The 22,503-nt window shown below is 42.3% G+C and carries 21 protein-coding genes; 14 read left to right on the forward strand and 7 right to left on the reverse strand.

The features are described from left to right. Nucleotides 1-118: 118 nt before the first annotated feature. The 3 genes from ORQ98_RS18285 to ORQ98_RS18295 all read right to left on the reverse strand — a co-directional run bounded on the left by ORQ98_RS18285 (nucleotide 119) and on the right by ORQ98_RS18295 (nucleotide 4,982). Nucleotides 119-2,980 carry an insulinase family protein gene (locus tag ORQ98_RS18285; RefSeq protein ID WP_274690253.1) on the reverse strand — a complete coding sequence of 954 codons (2,862 nt, stop codon included), beginning with the start codon at nucleotides 2,978-2,980 and terminating at the stop codon, nucleotides 119-121. Between the two features lie 961 nt (nucleotides 2,981-3,941). Then, nucleotides 3,942-4,745 (reverse strand): substrate-binding periplasmic protein, encoded by an 804-nt coding sequence (locus ORQ98_RS18290; protein ID WP_274690254.1) that lies wholly within the window; start codon nucleotides 4,743-4,745, stop codon nucleotides 3,942-3,944. A gap of 63 nt (nucleotides 4,746-4,808) precedes the next feature. Continuing rightward, nucleotides 4,809-4,982: a hypothetical protein gene (locus tag ORQ98_RS18295; protein ID WP_274690255.1), complete on the reverse strand. Its 174-nt coding sequence runs from the start codon at nucleotides 4,980-4,982 to the stop codon at nucleotides 4,809-4,811. 139 nt (nucleotides 4,983-5,121) lie between these two features. Between ORQ98_RS18295 and ORQ98_RS18300 the strand changes: the two genes are divergently transcribed. The 3 genes from ORQ98_RS18300 to ORQ98_RS18310 all read left to right on the forward strand — a co-directional run bounded on the left by ORQ98_RS18300 (nucleotide 5,122) and on the right by ORQ98_RS18310 (nucleotide 7,896). Then, nucleotides 5,122-5,769, forward strand: coding sequence for an elongation factor P hydroxylase (locus ORQ98_RS18300; RefSeq protein ID WP_274690256.1), 648 nt, complete (start codon nucleotides 5,122-5,124; stop codon nucleotides 5,767-5,769). 116 nt (nucleotides 5,770-5,885) lie between these two features. Next, nucleotides 5,886-6,944 (forward strand): DUF3080 family protein, encoded by a 1,059-nt coding sequence (locus tag ORQ98_RS18305; protein ID WP_274690257.1) that lies wholly within the window; start codon nucleotides 5,886-5,888, stop codon nucleotides 6,942-6,944. A 256-nt stretch (nucleotides 6,945-7,200) separates the two neighbouring features. Continuing rightward, nucleotides 7,201-7,896: a hypothetical protein gene (locus ORQ98_RS18310; protein ID WP_274690258.1), complete on the forward strand. Its 696-nt coding sequence runs from the start codon at nucleotides 7,201-7,203 to the stop codon at nucleotides 7,894-7,896. 73 nt (nucleotides 7,897-7,969) lie between these two features. On the opposite strand, the gene tusA is transcribed toward ORQ98_RS18310, so the two are convergent. Both tusA and ORQ98_RS18320 read right to left on the reverse strand, forming a co-directional pair. Then, on the reverse strand, nucleotides 7,970-8,203 hold the full coding sequence (gene tusA, locus ORQ98_RS18315) for a sulfurtransferase TusA (protein WP_180566777.1): 234 nt from the start codon (nucleotides 8,201-8,203) through the stop codon (nucleotides 7,970-7,972). An 82-nt stretch (nucleotides 8,204-8,285) separates the two neighbouring features. Further along, the gene (locus tag ORQ98_RS18320; protein WP_274690259.1) at nucleotides 8,286-9,203 is read right to left on the reverse strand and encodes a hotdog family protein; all 918 of its coding nucleotides are present in this window, start codon (nucleotides 9,201-9,203) and stop codon (nucleotides 8,286-8,288) included. A 251-nt stretch (nucleotides 9,204-9,454) separates the two neighbouring features. Here ORQ98_RS18320 and ORQ98_RS18325 point away from each other — a divergent pair, with 251 nt between their 5' ends. After that, a complete protein-coding gene (locus tag ORQ98_RS18325) occupies nucleotides 9,455-9,736 on the forward strand; it encodes an antibiotic biosynthesis monooxygenase family protein (RefSeq protein WP_274690260.1) in 282 nt (93 codons plus the stop codon). Nucleotides 9,737-9,760: 24 nt separating this feature from the next. Here the strand turns inward: ORQ98_RS18325 and rlmM are convergent, their stop codons facing one another. Further along, on the reverse strand, nucleotides 9,761-10,837 hold the full coding sequence (gene rlmM, locus ORQ98_RS18330; RefSeq protein WP_274690261.1) for a 23S rRNA (cytidine(2498)-2'-O)-methyltransferase RlmM: 1,077 nt from the start codon (nucleotides 10,835-10,837) through the stop codon (nucleotides 9,761-9,763). 132 nt (nucleotides 10,838-10,969) lie between these two features. Continuing rightward, the gene (locus ORQ98_RS18335; RefSeq protein ID WP_274690262.1) at nucleotides 10,970-11,653 is read right to left on the reverse strand and encodes an alpha/beta family hydrolase; all 684 of its coding nucleotides are present in this window, start codon (nucleotides 11,651-11,653) and stop codon (nucleotides 10,970-10,972) included. Nucleotides 11,654-12,047: 394 nt separating this feature from the next. On the opposite strand from ORQ98_RS18335, the gene ccoN reads away from it, so the two are divergent. The 10 genes from ccoN to hemN all read left to right on the forward strand — a co-directional run bounded on the left by ccoN (nucleotide 12,048) and on the right by hemN (nucleotide 22,402). Continuing rightward, entirely contained in the window at nucleotides 12,048-13,478 is a 1,431-nt protein-coding gene (gene ccoN, locus ORQ98_RS18340) for a cytochrome-c oxidase, cbb3-type subunit I (RefSeq protein WP_274690263.1), read from the forward strand. Nucleotides 13,479-13,498: 20 nt separating this feature from the next. Further along, complete coding sequence (gene ccoO, locus ORQ98_RS18345) at nucleotides 13,499-14,179, forward strand: cytochrome-c oxidase, cbb3-type subunit II (protein WP_274690264.1); 681 nt, start codon at nucleotides 13,499-13,501, stop codon at nucleotides 14,177-14,179. Between the two features lie 2 nt (nucleotides 14,180-14,181). Further along, complete coding sequence (locus tag ORQ98_RS18350; protein WP_274690265.1) at nucleotides 14,182-14,367, forward strand: cbb3-type cytochrome oxidase subunit 3; 186 nt, start codon at nucleotides 14,182-14,184, stop codon at nucleotides 14,365-14,367. Further along, nucleotides 14,354-15,328 (forward strand): cytochrome-c oxidase, cbb3-type subunit III, encoded by a 975-nt coding sequence (gene ccoP / locus ORQ98_RS18355; protein ID WP_342455214.1) that lies wholly within the window; start codon nucleotides 14,354-14,356, stop codon nucleotides 15,326-15,328. The genes ORQ98_RS18350 and ccoP overlap by 14 nt, the downstream gene beginning before the upstream one ends. A 191-nt stretch (nucleotides 15,329-15,519) precedes the next feature. After that, nucleotides 15,520-16,947: a cytochrome c oxidase accessory protein CcoG gene (gene ccoG, locus ORQ98_RS18360; protein ID WP_274690266.1), complete on the forward strand. Its 1,428-nt coding sequence runs from the start codon at nucleotides 15,520-15,522 to the stop codon at nucleotides 16,945-16,947. A 5-nt stretch (nucleotides 16,948-16,952) separates the two neighbouring features. Beyond that, nucleotides 16,953-17,525 (forward strand): FixH family protein, encoded by a 573-nt coding sequence (locus tag ORQ98_RS18365; RefSeq protein ID WP_274690267.1) that lies wholly within the window; start codon nucleotides 16,953-16,955, stop codon nucleotides 17,523-17,525. A gap of 17 nt (nucleotides 17,526-17,542) precedes the next feature. Then, the gene (locus tag ORQ98_RS18370; protein WP_274690268.1) at nucleotides 17,543-20,008 is read left to right on the forward strand and encodes a heavy metal translocating P-type ATPase; all 2,466 of its coding nucleotides are present in this window, start codon (nucleotides 17,543-17,545) and stop codon (nucleotides 20,006-20,008) included. 2 nt (nucleotides 20,009-20,010) lie between these two features. Beyond that, nucleotides 20,011-20,232, forward strand: coding sequence for a cbb3-type cytochrome oxidase assembly protein CcoS (ccoS, locus tag ORQ98_RS18375; RefSeq protein WP_274690269.1), 222 nt, complete (start codon nucleotides 20,011-20,013; stop codon nucleotides 20,230-20,232). Further along, nucleotides 20,232-20,936, forward strand: coding sequence for a sulfite exporter TauE/SafE family protein (locus tag ORQ98_RS18380; RefSeq protein WP_274690270.1), 705 nt, complete (start codon nucleotides 20,232-20,234; stop codon nucleotides 20,934-20,936). Before ccoS ends, ORQ98_RS18380 begins: the two co-directional genes overlap by 1 nt. Nucleotides 20,937-21,013: 77 nt before the next feature. Continuing rightward, on the forward strand, nucleotides 21,014-22,402 hold the full coding sequence (gene hemN / locus ORQ98_RS18385) for an oxygen-independent coproporphyrinogen III oxidase (protein WP_274690271.1): 1,389 nt from the start codon (nucleotides 21,014-21,016) through the stop codon (nucleotides 22,400-22,402). Nucleotides 22,403-22,503 lie beyond the last annotated feature (101 nt).

Consider the following 22,503-nt stretch of genomic DNA (forward strand, 5'->3'; position numbering starts at 1 on the left):
ATTTCAAGTACATTTATTTTAATGTAAGTAGCGACCGCAGCTCTTGCAGCAGTGGATATGCCCTTCTCTAGTTATCACCTGGTGTTATCCATTAGATAACCAGAGAAGCAAGGCAGGTTTATTGATAAGAAATCATTTGGTGAAATGTTGACAGGCTTTTTACTTCAGTTTGGTTTTTAAAGCTGGCAAATGGTTGGTTAGCAAACTTTTTACCCCTCATCTGAATATTCAAGCGTGGTGCTTTTGGGTTACCCATAGTCTCTGCGTAAAAACGCTTGATATCATCCAAGGTTACCTTTTCTATCTCAGCAATCAATTGCGCTTTAGTGTTAAACTGATAATTTTCATCATACCAGTCACTGATAAATGGGCTAACTTCGTCGCTCAAGTTTTTTGGTTTTTCTTTCAGTGCCACTAACGCACTGGTTTTAAGCTGCTTAAAAGCCGCCTCGGGTAACTTATTCAACTCTTGCTGATACTCAAGCTTTAATTGATCAAGCCTTAACTGAATGGCTTTTGGTCCTTTGACCGGTGTTTGAATATACAACCCCACACTTGCATATTCATCAATAGTGGGGGCAATGGCTCCCACAGCATAGGCAAGCTGTTCCTCAGTACGTAATTTATCAAAAACATAGTTTGCAAAATGATCAATTAGTACTCTCGCTCTGGCTTGTTGTTTTAACCCTGGTTCTGAATGTGACTGTAAATCAATGATTGCTACATCATTAACTTCAATGTCTTTTTTCACAACAAATAACTGACCTTCCTTGGGCTCCCAGGATTTGCTACGCGTATATTCTGTGATCTTGTGGTTATCAGGTAATAGGCGCTTCAACTTTGCAGCCATCTCGTTAATATCTTGACTATCGTAGTTACCAAAAGCAAACACTCTTACCTGATTTTGACTGAGCAACTGTTTAATGAAGCTTTGTAAATCCTTACTTGTCAGCTTTGATGCAACCTGAAGATACGCTTGTTTATCCCAAGAATCTTTTGTAATCAGCTGGCCAAATGCATTAAAGGCCTGGCTAACGGAAAGTTGTTTTTTCTCATTTTCAACTTCTCGAGTAAGTCGATCAACTGCTTGTAAAAAGCGTTGTTCATCGACCTCAACCTGAATATTTTGTAGTGCTTTACTCAACAGGTCTTTTTGTTTATCTGTAAAACCACTGATTGATAATAACAGCCCACCTGCTTCGGGGTGTACAAACACTTGCATTCCCGCTGTATTCGCTTCTTCAATGAGCTCTGCTTGCTGAAGTTGAAATAAATCAGACCAGATAGATAAAAGGATAGTCGACTTGATATTATTTTGCGCTAGCGAGCTATTAAAATAAACATCAATTGATCCTTTAGGCTGTTCTTTAAAGGCTTGGCTTGGAAGATACCAGACTTTAATACCTTTATTATCAACTACTAGTTCTGGCTTATTATTTTTACTGACTTTTTTAATAGCAAATGTTTCAGGCAACATTCGATTAACTGAGGGTAAGCTGAGCTTCATATTAGTAGAATCGTACCAACCTGCTATAGTTTCAGCAGAGATATTTTCAATTCTATACTTACCATTATAAAAATGTAGCTGCTTATCCGTTTTTTCATTTTTACTGATATACCACACATTCAATGTTTCAGGTGTTAACTGATTTAAAACAGACTCGATTGCATTTTCATCAAATGTTTTATAATAGTACGGTGCATTAATCACATTTTGCAGAGGATAGTTTTGCATATCTTCTGCAAGAAATGCCGCATACATGAAATCATCAAACTTCTCTAGAAATCTGAACTCATTATCTAACGATGTTTTAATTTCCTGAAAATACTTTTCATTGACTCCTTGTTGCTTGACTAAGTCAATATACTGCATAACGATAGCAACAATTTTATCCCGATTTTTCATCCCTGCTTGAGTTAACTCAATGTTGACGGATAAGCTTCCATAATTACCATAACTACTGGGGTACGAGCCCGCGTAAAAAGATGATACCCATCCTTTTGATTTCAACAACTGACCTGGGGTACCAGGCATTTCTGAACCCAATAAATAAGTCACAAACTTATTTGGTTTACTGGCAAAATCGGCTTGATTATTACGTATTGTAAAATCAAGCACCAGTTGTCGCACATCTTCATTGGATTGATAGTAAATTTGCTTACCACCCGCCTGTTGCAAATTAATTGTTTTGGTTACCTTTGGCTTCTCAATATGCTTGTTTTTAATGCCACTAAAATGTTGTTTGGCTAAACGGGCCATCTCAGCTAATGGTAAGTTAGAAACCATAGCCACCTTCATAATATTAGAAGAATAGTATTTATTATAAAAATCGACCATCTCCTGATGAAGCTTGCTCCCTGATTTATTAGAAAGTGTTTCTAGATTTCCGGTGGAAAAACGATTGGCTGGATGGTCTCCCAAGATATTGCGGGATAACTTAAATTGACCTGCATAGTCATTTTCACGAGACATTGACCACTCTGCATTCACTGCATTCTTTTCTTTCTCTACATATTCAGGGTATAACTTGGGACTTTTAAAAAAGTCAGAAAAGCGATCCAATGCTTGGTCGTAAGCATCATTATTTATTTGAAACATATAGTTGGTGATATCAAGCCCTGTATAAGCATTGTGCGCACCACCATGTTTGGTCATGAATTCCGAATAGCCTTTGGTATCAGGATAGCGTTCTGTACCCAGAAATAACATATGCTCTAGAAAATGGGCTAACCCTTGTTGAGACATGGGATCTTGAATTGACCCAACGCCAACACTTAAGGCAGCAGCCGACTTTTTCAGTTGAGGATCAGATACCAAAATAACCTCAATTTCATTTGCTAATGTTAAAACTTGATAGGCTCGATCATCACTAGGGCTGACAACGATCGGTGTAGAGTCCTGCTCTGTAAAAAGTGATACGTTGGCACAACCCGACACGCCTAATAATGCTAGAGCACTAAGCAGCACAAATTTATTCATATTGCATGAATCCTTAAGTAAAAAGAGTAGACGAACAAAACAATTGTTTTAAACATTACTAAATAGACTATACAAGCCTTATAAAACAAATGATGAAGACAATGGAGGGAAAACGGTTTCTTTAGCTCATCAATAACAACCTATAAAACAGTTCAGACGACTCATGTTATACCAACGAAACATTTTAGATCAATATATAAAATACATATGTTATAAAACTTTCAGTCTCTATAACACATTACAAATATACCCAATACGAATGCTCCATGCATTAACTGCATTCACACCATCCTTGGTGATTAGGAGTGAAGATAATAAACCTAGAAGTCATTCGTGAAGGGTATATCACATGTAAGAATAACTCTCTTATACCACAGTTGTATAGCTAGAAAATCATAAAGTGACATAGTCGATTCGCTCAATAAACAGGCTGTATCTGAGGGTAGAGGCATTCTATTTATGCCACATTATAGATTTCCAGCTATACCTTATTTAGTTAAGTAGCAAACAACGGGTAAACTGCGGTTAATACCTATAATATTATGTGAGTGAGTAGATCAATAATGTCTAAAAGTAAAACAATAGAGTGTAAGATATAGGCTTATTAATTTAGAGACTGGAAAGTTAATAGAATTTGTCAGAACTGGTACTATATCGGAATCAGACAAGTAAAATTTTAAGGTCAGTTAAATCAGCTAAAAGAATTGGGTAAGCACCAAGCCACTTCTCCCTCTATCAATCCATTATTAACGCTCGTTCTGCAGGATATTTCCTATTTTCAATAGTTAATCCAAGATGTTGACAAACCGCTTTCATTACATAATTTGCACTAAAATCCAATACCGAAAAAAACAGCGTTTGTTTTTTTCTAGCGCACTAGCAGTTTCAGCTAATAAAATGAATAACAGATTAATACAGTAAAATAATCTTATAGGCAGGCTACCTTTGTATAGATAACCAATCACAATCCTGTACCACCTGGCGTATATTTTTTATAGATCTGGTCAGCTATTCCTTGATATTGAAGTAAAAGGATTGCTTGGTTAATTTTTGTGTATAGTTCATAGGCACGCGAGGAACTCTTGGCAATAAATAGATGCATAGTAAGCTCTCTTTTTCCAGGAAAAGGTACACCTACTATATCCTTTGGAATAGTATATTTCCCAACTAACTCACCACCATATGTTGGCTCTAGTGAATTGAAATAAAAATCACAACGACCTGCTGATAATTTCTTTAAAATACTGGGCAAGTCAATGGTACCAGTGTCAAGCCTTTTAGTAACGCCTAATTCAAGCAACCAATCATAATTATTGCCAGCAAGTCCACACAGTCGAAAGCGATTAAGATCTTTTGGTATAATAACCGGAAGCGTATCTGGAAATTTATTTTTTGAGTACCAAAGCCCTTCGTGTAATTTGTAAATAGGAGTACTTATATAGTATTTTTTTGCTCTTTTTTCACTATATGAACCATCAGTAAACATTTCATATTTTTTTAACTCTCCATAATTGGCTACCTCATGTAAACAGCGCTTCCATGGAATTAGCTCCTGGGTATATTTCAAACCAACTATCCTAAAGATTTCCTGTAAAAATTCAGTTGTCGCACCTATGATTTTAGTTTTAGTCGGTTTACCAGCTACTCTTTCCCAATAAACATATGGTGCATATTCTGGCCCATTTCTACAAATGTGAACCGGTTGAGCAACAGCTATATGAGTAAACAACGCTATGAAAATCACAATAATTGAAGATTTTTTCATAGCATTACCGACACAACTTATAAGAATCTCAATAGTTATCTATTCCAGCATAGTTATATTTTGCTAGATTTCATCCAGATATTCTAAAAGATTATAGCCCACAATACCGCTGATTAAACCAGGAAAAATTCCATCTACGCCATCAAGATAAACTAATAAAAAAGCAAGTAATACAAGCCCCAGCGCAAAATAAAATAAAACCAAAAAGCACATCGCTTTTACTGTTTGCTTGCTCATACCTGCAACCTTCAGGATAGGTTTTAGACAACTATAGTACACTCCCTAATAATATCGATGTGCTCACTATTTTTATTCAGGCAATTTTGCAATAGTGAAATAATTAACCATTTTTACAAAATATACCAGCTGCCAACGCATGTGCTATAATTCCCGACCGTTTTACTGTTGTGCCAACGCCACTATTACAATCATCATCATGAACGACTGTATTGAACAATTAACAACCAACACACCCCCTAAGTTAGCTCAACATCAGTGTGATGATTTAGTTGGACTATTCAACCAATGCTTTCAGCAAAGTGAAAACACAGTATTAGTGAAAGGTGATAATGAGCCACTTTACCTTCCTCAGTCTGAAACTAGTCCCTATCACCAAGTTATTTTTGCCCATGGTTTCTTTTCCAGTGCCCTTCATGAAATAGCCCATTGGTGTATTGCAGGCCCACAACGCCGTTTATTGTTGGATTATGGCTATTGGTATCAGCCAGATGGTCGTACCCAGCAACAGCAAACAGCTTTTGAGCAAGTCGAAAGCAAACCCCAAGCTTTGGAGTGGATTTTTTCTAAAGCGGCTGGCATCCGCTTTTTTATTAGTGCCGATAACCTGTCCGGCCCTCCTATTGATACCAGCGCCTTTAAGCAGGCTATTTTTCGAGAAACCCTCAATTATTTAGAAGTAGGGCTACCCAAGCGCGCCCAATTATTTACTGAACAATTATTAAATCACTATCAGCCTGGTCTAACACTAAATAACGACCAGTTTTCTCTGACCGAGCTGATTTAAGCCTGTGACTTATTGAATCGCTGCATGCTCTAAGGCGACTACCAGTGTCTATTCTGGAAATATCCATAGTCCAAAACAATACACAATGGTTCTGTAATTTGTGCAACAGGTTATTAATGACAATTGGGTTATTGCTCACTGCACTGTGTCTATCCAGTTGCAACCAGCAGCCCAGTGCCGAAGCCATGATGGACAACTACCTCGGTCGTATTGCCAGAACCCTGGCTATTGATAATAAATCACCTCAACCAGCTCCACTTAAGCTAAATCTGGATAAACGAACCCTGAAGCTTCCTCTACCTGATGTACGGCTAGACCTATTTGATGTACTTGCTATTACCCACTGCCAGCCACTCACCCAAAAGCTTGCAGAGCGTAATAGTGCTTTAGGCAAGGTGATGGCTGACACCCATCGGTTTTTATTTGAAGTAACATTGCTTGCAGCAATCAATCAGTGCTTAGCCCACCCAGAAACACAAAATAACAATCAGTTGGTCAAGCAGCTTCAGGATTGGCTGCAACAAAAAACCGCAGCCCTCCCTGCCACCCTATGGAATAGCTTATTTGCTACGGATGAAATGCTACTTTCACTGAGTTTCAGTACACCACCGTTAGCACCCAATAAGCGTCGTGCAGAAGGCTCGATTGCAGCGTTAACCTTTTTTACAGCTCAGGCTAAGCACATGCCAGATAAGCTAACACACCTCGCACCACAATCTGCCTGGGATCAGCACTTTCAACAACTATATCAGCGTCGCTACCTGGGAGAGCTCAGTCAAGCTACTCAGCTGGCTATTGTTAACTTAACCACCATCAGCCACTGGCTGGAACAACGGCAAAAAACACGACCACTTTGCCCTCAAAACAAGCCAACACCCAAAGCAAGAATTTTAAATACTGTTTTCAGAAAATTTTACATTGGAGAGGTTCAGCCTTACCTGGCTCACCTAAACCAGTTACAAGTTGAGTGGCAACAAGCCATGCAACGATTATTGCAACAGCTTTCGACCCAATCAGCCCATCCAATTTGGCTGCGATTTAAACGCGAGCTGATAGGACAGCCAAATCAACCTGCGTTACAACTTATTTTGTTTAAGCAAGCAACAAAACGCCATGCCAGAGCCTGGGAACAATTATTACAGCAATGCCGATTGATGCCTCAGCTAAGTGATTGAAACTTTGATTGCTTTTTAATGATCCAAACTGTAACGTAATTATTACTATTAGAAGATAGGCTTGCATTTAGCCACAAGTCGACTGGTATTGTCTTTGCTTACAGTACTAGTGGCGCAACTCGCTGTGATTTGCTAGGGCAGTCAGTCACTAACTATACTGAAACTGTAGTAGCAAGCCAGAGTGAGATTGTAGCTAACCTGCAGGGAAGCAGTATTAGGCCAGTCAGTCACTCTTTGCAGCAGGATGAGGTCTTTTATGCGTACCTTCCAAGCCAAAAAGCCCAGCGAAAATGTCATTGATATCTTCACCCGCCAACCTGTCGCCAATCAGGATTCCCGAAAAGTCATTCGCCTTGCACCTGAATTAGATGGTCTCGAAATGCTTTACAGCAATGACTCCAATCCTAATAAGCTGTTCAGCATGAAAATTCTCTGCTGGGCATTACGGGCAAATGGCGAAGTAGTAGCCATGGTTCCCTGGCTTAATGACATTGTCAGTTGTGATGAATTAAATGACCCCCTTAACGGCCATTGGGAGGGTTATTATGATGCTGGGATTGACGAAATATTTTTTGAAGCACCTCTGCATAAAATTGTTGAATTGGAAAGCTCTGCTGAATACTACGAAGCCTCATTCGAAAAGGCTGACGATGTCGTGCATGAAATTCCAGATAATATTGGCACCCATGCCATTATTACCTACAATAATTTTGCCAGTTTTTCTCTGGTAGAAGTCGTCAGTTGGCGTTTGTTACATAACGGTCGCATTCACGCGATGTTAATTGATGATAATAAAGTAGAATCAACGCCCGTTTTACCAGGTGACCCTTGCCTGTTTGCAGCGCAAAATCATCCAGGATTTAAGTACTTTTTTCATCATCGCATTGCCAACAAAATTAAATCCAATGACCCAGAAGCCATGGCTGCCTTTTCATTATTGGTAGATACGTAAGCGTATTAAATTTTTAATATCATCAAAAAAAGCGTTATTCCCCAGCGATTAAAAAAGGCAAGATAAAGTGTATTTAGCCTTTTTTAATATAATAATAATATTTTTGTTCCCGCTCATCCTGGGCCACTAAATCATGATTTAAGAACGCACAGAATTTTGGAATGTCGCGTGTAGTTGAAGGGTCTGTTGCCACGACTTCCAGTACATCACCCGCATTAATATCCCGAATTTTATTATGCAGTAACATCACTGGTTCAGGACAACACAGCCCAGAAGTGTCCAGTTGAAAGTCTGCTTTAATAGCCATAATCTCTCTGTCTTCAACGTCAATAATGTAGACTCATAGTGTAACAATAATTTAGTTAAGGAACACGAGAAATAGTCAGGCGCTAATAGGATACAACCTTTGCACTGACAACCGGCACCTGTTGGCAAGGCGTTGTTAGCTGTAGGCTATAGCCTTTAGGGTTTTGCAGACCAAACAAATCAACTTTACTACCATTGTAAACTGGCCCACCAAATTGAGCTTCCAGCAAAAAAGGTTGAGGCGGTAAGGGAAAATGGGCAATGGCTGCAGCCAATAACCATAGCTCCTGTACAACATCCCGTCGATAACCCATCATCCGTGCCAGTAGTGAAGATACATAGAGGGGATGGTAATCACCTGAAATACGTGCAAACTGCCTTCCCATATCCACAGGTACATACCAGTAGCCAACTTTCAACAACTGTGCATTTAGATGGCACTGCTGCTGACGAAACGCTTCAGTCAGTTTTTGTCGCCCTAGGCTTACAAACCCTACTTCAGCTTGCCAAATAATTTCCTGTTGAATCATGGCATTTATCAATAAAGTCACCTGACAACCTAGCGCAGATGGCTCTACTGCTGTTAAAAAAAACTTAAAATCAATCGCTGTTTGTTTATGTAGATATTGCTTCGCTAATACGCGAATCCACGCTAGCCGGGTAGTCAATAAAGATAAAGGTAAGTTATCACCTTGTAACAATTGCATTTGAATAGGAGCTGTTAGTGACAACCAATATAAAGGAGGAATTTCATGGCTATACCATCCTCTATCCCCTAAAAACGCAACATCAGTAACCAGGTTAACCCCACAAATGTCAGCATAAGCCGTCAAGTTTTGCTGATCAAGCTGCACATTTGCCCAACTAGCCCGTATCCCAGGAATATTGGCTTCTTTTGAGTCAGGTATCCAGTGTTGCCAGTGAAGTTTGGCGTATGTCCAAGGGTATAAAGGTTCTAAAGAGGAAGAGGCAATATGAATAGACTGCGAATACTGCGGCATTAACACTAACTCAAATAACTACAAAAATACCTTATCTATATATACAATTAGCACAGCCTCCAACTGATTACCAACTCTTGACTGTCTTTGATAATAATTCTTCAAGCATTTTTCATAATGAAATACTACACTGGCGGTAAGTGCTATTGTCAGCACATATCATTTATCCACACGACAAAAGTAGGCTATTGCAACAGGCATGAGCACAGAGGTTTTGTGATAGTCTAAAAAAACAGCAAAGATAATAACCCATGATTAAAGTCATTATTGAACGGGTGGTAGACAGCGACTTAGTTGGTCATTACGAAACCTTCGTGAAGCAAACCTTTCAAGAAGTGGTTCAGGCACCTGGTTTTGTAGGCTGTGAAGCTTTAAAAAACCTGCACCAGCCCAACCATCGTTTTATCATTACACAGTGGGACAATGTACAATCTTGGCAAAATTGGCAACACTCGGAAACTCGTCAGTCCTTGGTTGCCAATATTCAACCCATGTTATTACATGAAGAAAAAGTGGTTATCCTGAGTGACTAATGCAGCTCTCCATAACCCTCTCTATTAAGGACCGATATAAACAGTCACTTCTTCCCGATCATGATACAGCTGCCGTATTAGAATCTGATACCTTTTTAAGTTTGACTGATGCAATGCCTCTTCAAGCACCGTTTTTGCGTTAACCACTGCCTGCCAACGTTGCTTCATGGGTAGTTTCAAATTAAAAACGGTGGCCTTACACCAACCATTGACTAACCAGTGAGCTACCATGGCCGTGACCCGAGCAGGCTTATCCACAATATCACAGACTAGCCAATCAACAGCTTGTTTGGGTTGGTAAGTAAAACCATCTGCCCGAACATGTTCAACCAGCCCGGTTGCCATAATGTCTTCCGCCATAGGGCCATTATCAATGGCATACACACGCATCCCGCGCTGGACTAGCTGCCAAGTCCAGCCACCAGGTGCTGCCCCTAAGTCAACCGCAGTCATTTCAGCAGCTAATTGCTGATCCCATTTCGCTTTAGGTATAAAGGTGTGCCAGGCTTCCTCTAGCTTGAGAGTTGCTCGACTAGGTGCCTGTTTAGGTAACTTCAAACGCGGTATCCCCATGGACCAGGGACTGTGATTGTTTGCTGGTGAAATACCAATCAGCACACTAGTACCAGAGATAAAGAAGACATGTAATGTCGGTTTTTGACTGTTGTCCTTATTAGTCAGACATCCGGTTTTTTTCAGCGCTTTCATTAATGGTGCAGAAATTTTCCGTGTCAGTGACTGCACTGACTTGCCCTCATTGGTATCAGGAGTTTCGATTTGAATAGAACCACACAGGGGCAACTGCTTAACGGCATCAACAATTGGAGTAACCCGATCAGTCACTGGTAATTGATTAAGTAATGGCAAACAAGCCACCCATTGCCTGGCAAAAATCCACTGTTTAAAAGGCTGCTGCTGCAGCGATAATGCACCATCCTGCTGATATAAATTCAACAGCACCCAGCCCTGACGCGGCTTAGCTTTTACATATCCAGCCAACCCAACCGCTTCTGCTTTGGCCATGGCTTCTGCAGCACATTCATTTTCAAAGCCAGAGCGACAATACAATAACAATTGATTAAGCATGGTTGACCAGTTCATTAATTAAGGTTAGAAAAAAGCTGCCGAGTGTACTGATTATGGCGTATTACGCAAGTGGCTTTCGCTTTACCACCCACGCCCGTTACTCCATATTAAGCACGAAGAAACACTCAAAAATTTTCACGTTATTTTTCAAGTGTTCCTAAGCTTATTTTCAGTTTCTAATTGTTGTCGAATAAAACAACTGGTTAGGTTTGCTGCAGTAGCAATATGCTGCGCCTGGGTAAAACCTGACGCTTTACGGGGTTTAAAATCATGGTCGCCATCATCCAACCATTCCAACTGAACCTTGCTAAAACAAGGTAGCTTCGCCACTTGCTGGGCATTACCCATTGGATCTCGGTTACCTTGAATAATCAAAGCAGGCTTTTCTAAACCCTGTAACGGCTCGATGCGAGGCTGCTGATTTTTACCTCGCCCATAAAAGGGGTAACCCAACCCAATCGCAGCCACTGCTTGATCAATCAGATTCACCGCCATCACCGCCATTCGACCGCCCATTGACTTGCCTGCCAAAAAGCACGGTAATTGCTGTAATTCTGAATGCTGAGTTATTTCAGTTACCACGGTTTGCCAATGAGCAACCAGTCGATCCGCTCGGTCTGGTGGCCGACGTTTGCCATCAACTGTTGTTTTTTGCATATAGGGAAACTCAAACCGCACAACAAATATGGCATGTGTTTGTAGTTCTGCTGCTAATGTCTGCAAAAACTCACTCTGCATCCCTGCTCCTGCACCATGCGCTAATAAACACAAAGCAATAGGTGAATCAGCTGAATTAAATATCGCTTCACCACAGGCAAATTTTTGTTTCATTTGCTTTACTTCCAATAAGACTTACTAATAAGGCAACTCAATGTTTTACCCGACAAAAGTTGTCTTGATTTAAGTCAAATTTACTCACTGAATCCACTAATTAAAACCCTAACTAAGGGCATTGCATGTTGACAGCTAATATGGCATGCACGTATCCTCGCGGCACGCTGCCTATGTTCGACATAAGCAGCACATTTAATAATCAGCCACTAAACTATATACACAGTATTAGCCTGGTATTAGGTCGGTGTTGTATGGGTTGTCTGACCAGCTTGTTATGGCCAACACGATTATTTGGGTTTGCTTGCTTTACAGCAAGTAGACGACACCATACATCCCACCGCCTCAGTGGTATTTCCACCCCTACTCCGCGTTTAGTGATGGAACCTGTAAAATGAGCTCAGCAACGAACAACTCAGAGTATAACTATAAGGTGGTACGCCAGTTTACCATCATGACGGTGGTTTGGGGCATCGTCGGGATGGGCGTTGGCGTATTAATTGCCGCCCAACTCGTCTTCCCTGAATTAAACTTTAACACTCCTTGGTTTAGTTTTGGTCGATTGCGCCCATTACATACCAATGCCGTCATTTTTGCTTTTGGTGGCTGCGCCTTATTTGCAACCTCATATTATGTGGTGCAAAGAACCTGTCAAACCCGGTTAATTTCTGATGGTCTAGCCGCTTTTACCTTTTGGGGTTGGCAAGCCATTATCGTAGCCGCCGCTATTACATTACCGTTAGGTTATACAACATCTAAAGAGTATGCCGAACTGGAATGGCCAATTGATATTGCCATTACTGTCGTTTGGGTAACCTACGCTATTGTCTTTTTTGGCACCATTATGAAGCGGAAGGCGAAACATATTTATGTCGCCAACTGGTTTTATGGTGGCTTCATTCTGACTGTTGCAGTACTTCATGTGGTCAACAGTATGGAAGTGCCCGTCAACTTGTTTAAATCTTATTCTGCCTATTCAGGTGCTCAAGATGCGATGATTCAGTGGTGGTATGGCCACAATGCAGTCGGCTTTTTCTTAACGGCTGGCTTCCTGGGTATGATGTATTACTTCGTACCTAAACAGGCTGGACGCCCAGTTTATTCTTACCGCTTATCTGTCGTGCATTTCTGGGCATTGATTTCGCTATATATTTGGGCTGGTCCTCACCACTTACATTACACCGCACTGCCTGACTGGGCTCAAAGCCTGGGTATGGTTATGTCATTAATCCTGTTAGCACCTTCCTGGGGGGGAATGATCAACGGCATGATGACCTTATCTGGTGCTTGGGACAAGCTACGTACTGATCCAGTGCTGCGCTTCCTAGTGGTGTCTTTATCTTTCTATGGGATGTCCACGTTTGAAGGCCCCATGATGTCAATCAAAACCGTTAATGCCCTGTCCCATTACACTGACTGGACCATCGGCCACGTTCACGCAGGTGCATTAGGCTGGGTTGCCATGATTTCTATTGGTGCTGTTTACCACTTGATTCCAAAGCTTTGGGGCAAAGCTCAAATGTACAGTGTTGAGCTGATCCATGGTCACTTCTGGCTAGCCACGATTGGTACAGTGCTATATATCGCTTCCATGTGGGTTAATGGTATTTCTCAAGGGCTAATGTGGCGTGCGGCTAACCAAACTGATGGAACCCTTGCTTTCAGCTTTGTTGAGTCAGTAGAAAACAGCGAAATTGGCTATATTGTTCGGGCAATTGGTGGTGCGTTCTTCCTCGCAGGTATGTTCTTAATGGCTTATAACACCTGGAAAACCATTGCTGATGAGAGTCCTGCAAAAGCAAAAGCTGAAGCACAACTGGCTTAATGTAGAGGAGCAGCAAACGAATGAAAAGCCATGAGATTGTAGAAAAAAACCTAGGCCTGATGCTGATCCTAACAGTGGTAGCGATTAGCTTTGGTGGACTGGTTGAAATTGTTCCCCTGTTCTTTTCCAAAGAACTAAATACTAACTTGATCAGCTATACCGATAGCAAAGGCAATATTCAATCAGTTGAAATTAAGCCTTATAGTGCTTTGCGCTTAGAGGGGCGTGATATTTATATTCGTGAAGGCTGTGTGGGCTGTCACTCGCAAATGATTCGTCCATTCCGTGCAGAAACTGAGCGTTATGGACACTACTCACTAGCAGCTGAAAGCGTTTATGACCACCCATTCCTATGGGGCTCTAAACGAACAGGACCTGACTTAGCACGTGTGGGTGGCCGTTACTCTGATGACTGGCACCGTCAGCACTTAAATGACCCACGAGAGGTAGTACCTGAGTCTGTAATGCCTGCTTACCCTTGGTTATATGACAATGTACTCACTGGCGAGCATACCGCAGACAAAATGCGGGCGTTAAGAAAGGTGGGCGTGCCATACACCGATGAAGATATTGCTAATGCGAAAGATGAAGTGAAGGGTAAAACCGAAATGGACGCATTAGTTGCTTATTTACAAGGGTTAGGCACTGCGATACCTAAAGGTGTCACAGGCATAAAGCCCAAACCAGTTGATGTTAATTAATTATGGATATCAACACTTTTCGTGGCTTAGCCACAATATTTGCGATGGTAGCCTTTGTTGGCATTTGTCTGTGGGCCTATAGCTACCGCCGTAAAAAAGATTTTGATGAAGCTGCAAACTTACCCTTTGCTGATGAGCCTGAAAAAAAACAAGGCAACACTCAGGAGATAAACCGTGATCGAGATTAACCAGTATTTGAGTGACTTTTGGGAAGGCTGGATAGCTGTACTGACATTAACCTGCTTAGGGTTAATTATGTTCGTATTATTTGCTACCCGCCGTAAACATCGTTCCAGTTTAACGGAAGAAACCACCGGCCATGCTTACGATGGTATCGAAGAATACGACAACCCTTTACCTAGCTGGTGGTTTAATCTATTTATTGCCACCATCGTATTTTCTGCCCTGTATTTAATCCTTTATCCAGGGTTATGGAAAGGTGCATGGGGGCTAGTGACCTACTCTAAAGAAGATGGCTTTGAGTTTAGATCAGATCGTCTTGAAACAGGTGACTATGGCTGGACAGCGCGTGGTCAGCTAAAACATGAAGTAGCAAAAGCTGATGCCCAATTTGGTAAACTATTTGAAGGTTATGCCAAGCTGCCTATTGAAGAAGTAGCGAAAATTCCTAAAGCGGTGGCCACGGGACAACGGATTTTTGCCAGCAACTGTGCGATTTGCCATGGTTCAGATGCCAAAGGGGCTTATGGGTATCCTAACCTGACCGATAATGATTGGATTCATGGTGGGAAACCTGAGCAAATCAAAACCACTATTTTAGCTGGGAAAAACGGCCAAATGCCTGCTTGGGGAGCATTACTAACACCAGACCAGATCAGGCATACTGCTAGTTATGTACGTAACCTAGCAGGTTTGGAAGTATCGGCCAATGCTGAAGAGCTTGCCCAGGGTGACAAAGTCTTTCAGGCTCAGTGTGCCGTTTGCCATGGTAATGATGGCAAAGGCAAAGTTGAAGTGGGTGCACCTAACTTAACTGATGATATTTGGCTGTATGGCTCACGTCAGATTCAAATAGAGTATACTTTACGAAATGGCCGGAACGGTGTAATGCCTGCTTGGGAAAAAATCCTTGGTCCTGACAAGGTCCATGTGGTATCGGCCTATATTTATAGCCTATCACAAAAATAACAAGCCCTTTTAATGACCAGTCATAATGCTGGTCATTTACTCTATTCTAATAATTAATTCTAACTGATATTGTTTAGCTGTTTTCTGCCATTACTACAGTCTCTCTATAATTAATGAGGATGTCGCAAACGTTTATGAATGCAGTGTGGTTTGCTTTGCTACAACCTCTAATTAGTTACCGGTAACACCTGATGAGCACCTCTCCTGAAAAAGAAGTCAAACCGGACAACCCCGAATTAATCGAAGTTATTGACCTCTACCAAAAACGCGACAAAATTTATACCCGTGCATTTAAGGGCATATACCGCAACTTCCGCATAATTGGTGGCGCTTTTTTATTTATCCTCTACTTTGGTAGCGTATGGCTACCCTGGGGAGATCGACAAGCCATTTTATTTGATCTACCTGCTCGCAAATTTCATATCTTCGGTGTCACCTTCTGGCCCCAAGATATGATACTTCTGTCGTCCTTATTAATTATTTGTGCCTTTGGTTTATTTTTCATCACAGTGCTAGCAGGTCGCATCTGGTGTGGATATACCTGTCCACAGAGTGTATTTACCTGGGTATTTATGTGGGCTGAAAAAATCACTGAAGGTGACCGCAACAAGCGGATGAAGCTAGACAAAACCGAAATGGGTTTTAATAAATTTCGGCGTAAGCTTCTCAAACACACTATCTGGTTAGCCGTTTCCTTAGCTACTGGTATCACTTTTGTGGGTTATTTTACCCCTATTAATGAGTTGGTGATGGATCTAGCTACTGGTTCTGCAAACCCTTGGGCCTATTTTTGGGTAGCTTTTTTTACCTTAGCTACTTATGGCAATGCAGGCTGGCTACGTGAGCAGGTGTGTATCTACATGTGCCCTTATGCTCGCTTTCAAAGTGTCATGTTTGATGAAAACACCTTAATTGTCTCTTATGACCCTCACCGTGGTGAAAGCCGTGGCCCAAGAAAACGAGGCAGCGACTATAAAGCCAAAGGGTTAGGTGATTGTATTGACTGCCAAATGTGTGTTCAGGTTTGCCCAACTGGCATCGATATTCGTGATGGTTTGCAGTATGAGTGCATAGGATGTGCTGCCTGTATTGATGCCTGTGACAATATTATGGAAAAAATGGATTATCCTAAAGGGCTAATTCGTTACACCACAGAAAACAGCCTGGCAGGAAAAGCAACCAAAATCCTCCGACCCAGCTTATTAGGTTATTTATCAGCGCTATTAATTGTCAGCGGCTTTTTCAGCTATACCTTACTAAGTCGTGTACCTGTCACACTGGAAATTTCCCGCGACCGCAACACCCTTTACAATGAAACCAGCCGCGGCACTATTGAAAATGTTTATATGCTGAAGATTGGTAATATGGACCAGCATGACCACCCGTTTAAAGTCACTGTCAGTGGTGTGCCAGGAATGAAGCTCACGGAAGAAACGGAAGTTGTTGTACCAACAGGTGAAGTAAAAATGGTTCCTGTACGATTGGAGTTAAGCCCTGATAAAATTACCAGCCGGAATATGACTTTTCACTTTAAAGTAGTTTCGCAAGATGGCGAACATTTAGCCGCCTCTCAAGAAAGCCGCTTTATCGCCCCAACTGACCCAGTTAGATTGAAGTAATGACTATGCAGACCTCAGAGCAAACCGTAAAGCAAACAGCAAACCCTTGGTATAAAGAGTTTTGGTTTTGGTTTGTCATGGCCATTCCTTTGCTTGCAATTGCCTTAGGTATTGCGATGCTGACAGTTTCAATCAAGGGTGCGGATACCTTAGTGCGGGATAATTATTACAAAGATGGCCTAGCCATCCGTAATGACTTATCCCGAGATTATAAAGCCAAAGATTTACAGCTAGCTGCCACTATTAAGGTTGATAACCTAACAGGTGACATCAATGTCAAACTCACAGGTGAATTAGCCCAATTCCCTGCCAAGCTGAGTTTAAGCCTGGTATCACCTACCATTCCAGACGATGATCAATCCCTGCTGATGCGACATATTGCTAAAGGCCATTATGTCGGGCAACTCAAACAGCAGGTAAAAGGGAAGCGCTACATTCAACTGGAAACCATTCCTACTGAGCGAGATAAGTACACAGATAATGATTGGCGGCTGATTTCTGCCTGGTATCTTAGCAATGAGCAGGAAACTATCAGTCTAGGCAGTACTACTGCAACTGCCACAACCGAAACCAATTAAGGGGTTGGTATTTCGCTGTGGCCCAACTTACTGATTGTTTTCATTGTGGCACCCCCATTACTGCAGGCTCAACCACATTTTTTGCCACTATTGCTGGTGAGCAACAACCAATGTGCTGCCCTGCCTGTCAAACTGTAGCGGAAGCGATTGACCAAGGCGGCCTGAGCCAGTACTACCAGTATCGCACCAACAAAGCCACTAAAGCCGAGGCTAACGCTCAACAGTTTCAAGTGTATGATGAGCCCGCCTTGCAGGATACCTTTGTTAAAACCCTGCCAAATGGGGATAGAACAGCATTATTACTGTTAGAAAATATTCACTGTGCAGCTTGTATTTGGCTTATTGAACAGCACTTACAGCAATTCCCTGCGGTTAAGCAAGCAACTGTCAACTTTACCCAACATCAACTCCAGCTTAGCTGGGACGCTAAAGCCATGCCATTAAGTCAATTAATGGCAGCTCTGCAGCAGATTGGCTACCCACCGCTCCCCTTCCACCCTAATCAACAACAAAGCCTGATGGCCAAACGCCGCCGAAAAATGGTACGTCAGTTAGCGGTAGCTGGGATTGGCGCCATGCAGGTAATGATGTATGCGGTGGCGTTATACGCGGGTACATTACAAGGCATTGCAGAGCAACATCAATGGTTTTTGCGCTGGGTTAGCTTCATCGTTACTACACCCGTAGTGTTTTATGCAGCCAAGCCATTTTTCCAAACCGCCTGGCGAGATATTCGCACTCGCCAACTGAGTATGGATGTCCCCATTGCCCTGGCTATTGGTGGCGCTTATTCGGCCAGTAGCTGGGCAATGTTGACCAATAGTGGAGAAGTCTACTTTGACTCTGTCTGTATGTTTACCTTCTTCCTGCTATTGGGCCGGTTTGTCGAATTTAATACCCGACAACGCGCCCACCTTAGTGGCTACCGATTAAACCAATTATTGCCTGATCAGGTCACTCTCATCACCGAGGGTAAAGAGGCTGTTATCCCCTTAACCCTTCTCAAACCAGCTGACACCATCCTGGTCAAGCCTGGTGCCACAATACCAGCTGATGGGACTATTTTAGCTGGGCAAACCACCATTAATGAAGCAACCCTCACTGGCGAGTTTTTACCTGAGCCACGTCAAGTGGGTGATCAGGTTATTGCTGGCAGTATTAATGTGGATCAACCCATTCAGGTTCAAATCACTCATACAGGTCCTGATACCCAACTGGCTTGTATCGAACAGCTACTCAACCAAGCCCAACAGGATAAACCCCCCATTGCATTATTGGCGAATAAAGTTGCCCATTATTTTGTGGCTAGCGTATTAGTAATCGCTTCTCTGGTATTTTTCTGTTGGTGGCAGCTCGCACCAGAAGATGCCCTATGGGTTACGTTATCAGTATTGGTGGTAACCTGCCCTTGTGCACTTTCACTGGCAACCCCCACAGCGCTGACTGCAGCCACTTACGCTTTACAACAACAAGGCTTTATCATCACTAAAGGGCATTTATTAGAAGGCTTAACTACCATCAACCATATTGTGTTTGATAAAACTGGTACGCTCACCACTGGACAGTTTAGTCTCACCCAGGTGATACCCATAGCAGCAATCAAGACTGACCAAGCTATGGCCTTAGCTGCTGCGTTAGAAATACACTCGGAGCACCCGATAGCAAAAGCTTTCCCAGCTTCTTCTGCCCTCCAAGCAGTCGATATTACAAACACTCCAGGCCAAGGCATCAGTGGCACAATTGATGGTACAAACTATCGAATTGGTATTGCTAGCCATGCCTGGCCCGCTGAAATAATTTCCCCACCATCCCACCATGGTCACTGGTTACTGCTGGCTGATGACCAGCAGCCCATTGCCTGGTTTGAAGTCAATGATAGTTTGCGGGAAGAGGCGGCTGATACGATAGCGGCTTTACAACAACAAGGATTCACACTCTCTTTGTTAACAGGCGACCGCTCAACACAGGCCAGCAATACTGCCCACGCTTTAACTATCCACAACCTTAAGCAAGGCGCTTCTCCCGAAGATAAGCTGGCTTATATCAATGCCTTACAAGACCAAGGGGATAAAGTGCTAATGGTAGGAGATGGAGTAAACGACGCTCCCGTATTAGCCGCTGCGGATGTTTCGGTTGCTATGGGTTCTGCCACCGACTTAGCTAAAACCCATGCTGATGGAATTTTGCTTAATGGAAAACTTGCCACATTACTGACCGCCTTAACTAAAGCACAAAAAACCCGGCAAATTATTCGGGGTAATTTAATCTGGTCGCTAACTTATAATGTGGTAGCACTACCTTTAGCAGCATTAGGTATGATTCCCCCTTGGGCAGCTGCCATTGGGATGACCAGCAGCTCACTGGTTGTGGTACTGAATGCGCTTAGGCTGAGTGCCCAACAAGCTAATCAGGCTCAGCCTGATACGACAGCTAAGTCCACATGGAATAGTCAGCAACCCCATCAAAATACCACAGGTGTCTGATTATGGAGTCAATTTATCTACTTATTCCCATTGCCCTGATTTTTGTTGCTATTGGGGTTTGGATTTTTTTCTGGGCAGTAGATAGCGGCCAATTTGATGATTTAGAAAGCCCTGCTCACAGTATTTTATTTGATGATGAGTCCAACCCCACTACTCAAAAGCAAGCGGAAAACCAGCCTGCTTCGACTGATAAGCAACACGCCTCTGATACTGATAAACCGTAATGAGTATTGAACTAAGCCAACTAATCAGCGCTTTTTTATTAGGCTTACTGGGTGGTGCCCACTGTTTGGGGATGTGCGGTGGAATCATGGCAGCAATCAGCCTTCACCTACCAAAACAGAAAAAACTGCCCGTACTACTTAGCTATAATACCGGCCGTATTACCAGCTATACTCTAGCAGGCATGTTAGTCGGCAGTTTAGGCTGGTCTATTCAGCAACTGGGACCTGCTGCTAATCAAGGGCTCCGCTGGTTAGCAGGCATTTTACTGATTTTAATGGCCTGTTATATCGCTAACTGGTGGAAAGCACTGACTTGGCTAGAACAAGCAGGACAACACCTGTGGCGTTATATTCAGCCGTTAACTAAACCTTTTTTACCCGCAACCAATAGTAAACAGGGCTTTTGTTTAGGTATTTTATGGGGCTGGCTGCCCTGTGGGCTTATTTACAGCGCCCTCACCTGGTCTGCAGCCAGTGGCAATACACTTGAGGGCGGTTTATTAATGCTGGGGTTTGGCTTAGGTACACTCCCCACTGTATTAGCGACTGGTTTTTTCGCTGATGTATTGAAGCAATTTATTGCCCACCACCTCACTCGCACAGTGGCAGCGATTTTTATGATTGGCTTTGGCATATGGACGATTCCAGGCCCTCACCAGGCACTGTTAATGCCAAGCCATAACAGTCATGCCCATCATCATTGACCATTGACTCATGTCAATTCTTTTCCAGACCACCGCTTTACACTGTTAATCTGTATCAACAGTGACAGGCCAAGTTTATGTTAGGACCTTTGAAGTGGCAGTCCTCGCTTATCGAACGATATAATCAGCAAGGCCCACGTTATACCTCATACCCTACTGCCGTTGAGTTTTCAGAATCATTTGAGCCTGACCACTATCAACAGGCTTTAACAAAACTCAAACATCAGCAAACACCACTGTCGCTGTATGTACACATCCCATTTTGTGCCAGTGTTTGTTATTACTGCGGCTGTAATAAAATTATTACCAAAAACCGGCAAAAAGCTCTGCCCTATCTGACGGTATTGGAAAAAGAAATCCAGCTTATCTCTCAGCAATTAGACTGCAAGCCTGTGGTTGAGCAACTGCACTGGGGAGGTGGTACCCCTACCTTTTTGACCCATGAGCAAACCGCCCAGTTGTTTAAGCTGCTGGAGCAACACTTTCAACTGGTGGATGATATTGATGGGGATTACTCGATTGAAATAGACCCACGAGAAGCTGACTGGCCAACCATGGGGTTATTACGCTCCTTGGGATTTAATCGTATTAGTTTAGGCATTCAGGATTTTAATCCGGTTGTGCAAAAAGCGGTTAATCGAGTTCAATCAGAGGCTGAAACAGAGGCTATTTTTGAAGCAGCCAGAGCATTATTATTTAAATCCATTAATGTGGATTTAATTTATGGATTACCTTTTCAAACTACAACCAGCTTTTTAGAAACCCTTGATAAAGTCATTGCTCTCTCACCCGACCGGCTCTCGATATTTAATTACGCCCACTTACCCCATCGGTTTAAGCCACAACGACGAATTAAGCCCAACGACTTACCTTCTGCTACAGAAAAACTCAGTATTTTACAGCACAGTATTGACCGGCTACAGGCAGCTGGCTACCACTATATTGGTATGGATCACTTTGCTTTGCCTGATGATAAACTGGCTATTGCTCAAGCAAAAGGCGAGTTACATCGTAACTTTCAAGGCTATACCACCCATGGCCATTGCGACTTAATTGGGCTTGGGGTGTCTTCAATTAGTCAGATTGGTGATGTTTACTGCCAAAATCACACTGCACTTGATGACTATATTCAGTCAATCGAAAATAATCAGTTACCAATTAAACGTGGCTTTCGATTAAACCAGGATGATTTACTTAGACGAAGTATTATTCAACAGCTAATCTGCCATTTTCAGGTAGATTTAGCTGAGTATTGCCAACCTCTTGGAATAAATTGGCATGTTTATTTCCGGGAAGAAATTATGCAACTTATGCCAATGCTTGAAGATGGGCTCATTACCTTAGCCGATAGCAAGTTAACTATCACCAACAATGGAAGGCTATTAGCCAGAAATATCTGTATGGTGTTTGATCGATATCTGGCAAGCAAACAGTCAACGGAAAATTTATTTTCTAAAGTCATTTAATACTAGAAATTTTCGCTTGTTGCTAACCGGGTTCACCCCCTACAATAATCAGAATGTACCCGTTAGCCTAAATTAACAACTTTATGCGTTCGAGGCCTCAG

The sequence above is a fragment of the Spartinivicinus poritis genome, from assembly GCF_028858535.1.
Taxonomy (GTDB): domain Bacteria; phylum Pseudomonadota; class Gammaproteobacteria; order Pseudomonadales; family Zooshikellaceae; genus Spartinivicinus; species Spartinivicinus poritis.

Bases quoted from the DNA above. Each gene is read 5' to 3' on its own strand.
- ORQ98_RS18285 (WP_274690253.1), bottom strand. From the start codon at position 2,980: ATGAATAAATTTGTGCTGCTTAGTGCTCTAGCATTATTAGGCGTGTCG.
- ORQ98_RS18290 (WP_274690254.1), bottom strand. From the start codon at position 4,745: ATGAAAAAATCTTCAATTATTGTGATTTTCATAGCGTTGTTTACTCAT.
- ORQ98_RS18295 (WP_274690255.1), bottom strand. From the start codon at position 4,982: ATGAGCAAGCAAACAGTAAAAGCGATGTGCTTTTTGGTTTTATTTTAT.
- ORQ98_RS18300 (WP_274690256.1), top strand. From the start codon at position 5,122: ATGTGCTATAATTCCCGACCGTTTTACTGTTGTGCCAACGCCACTATT.
- ORQ98_RS18305 (WP_274690257.1), top strand. From the start codon at position 5,886: ATGACAATTGGGTTATTGCTCACTGCACTGTGTCTATCCAGTTGCAAC.
- ORQ98_RS18310 (WP_274690258.1), top strand. From the start codon at position 7,201: ATGCGTACCTTCCAAGCCAAAAAGCCCAGCGAAAATGTCATTGATATC.
- tusA (WP_180566777.1), bottom strand. From the start codon at position 8,203: ATGGCTATTAAAGCAGACTTTCAACTGGACACTTCTGGGCTGTGTTGT.
- ORQ98_RS18320 (WP_274690259.1), bottom strand. From the start codon at position 9,203: ATGCCGCAGTATTCGCAGTCTATTCATATTGCCTCTTCCTCTTTAGAA.
- ORQ98_RS18325 (WP_274690260.1), top strand. From the start codon at position 9,455: ATGATTAAAGTCATTATTGAACGGGTGGTAGACAGCGACTTAGTTGGT.
- rlmM (WP_274690261.1), bottom strand. From the start codon at position 10,837: ATGAACTGGTCAACCATGCTTAATCAATTGTTATTGTATTGTCGCTCT.
- ORQ98_RS18335 (WP_274690262.1), bottom strand. From the start codon at position 11,653: ATGAAACAAAAATTTGCCTGTGGTGAAGCGATATTTAATTCAGCTGAT.
- ccoN (WP_274690263.1), top strand. From the start codon at position 12,048: ATGAGCTCAGCAACGAACAACTCAGAGTATAACTATAAGGTGGTACGC.
- ccoO (WP_274690264.1), top strand. From the start codon at position 13,499: ATGAAAAGCCATGAGATTGTAGAAAAAAACCTAGGCCTGATGCTGATC.
- ORQ98_RS18350 (WP_274690265.1), top strand. From the start codon at position 14,182: ATGGATATCAACACTTTTCGTGGCTTAGCCACAATATTTGCGATGGTA.
- ccoG (WP_274690266.1), top strand. From the start codon at position 15,520: ATGAGCACCTCTCCTGAAAAAGAAGTCAAACCGGACAACCCCGAATTA.
- ORQ98_RS18365 (WP_274690267.1), top strand. From the start codon at position 16,953: ATGCAGACCTCAGAGCAAACCGTAAAGCAAACAGCAAACCCTTGGTAT.
- ccoS (WP_274690269.1), top strand. From the start codon at position 20,011: ATGGAGTCAATTTATCTACTTATTCCCATTGCCCTGATTTTTGTTGCT.
- ORQ98_RS18380 (WP_274690270.1), top strand. From the start codon at position 20,232: ATGAGTATTGAACTAAGCCAACTAATCAGCGCTTTTTTATTAGGCTTA.
- hemN (WP_274690271.1), top strand. From the start codon at position 21,014: ATGTTAGGACCTTTGAAGTGGCAGTCCTCGCTTATCGAACGATATAAT.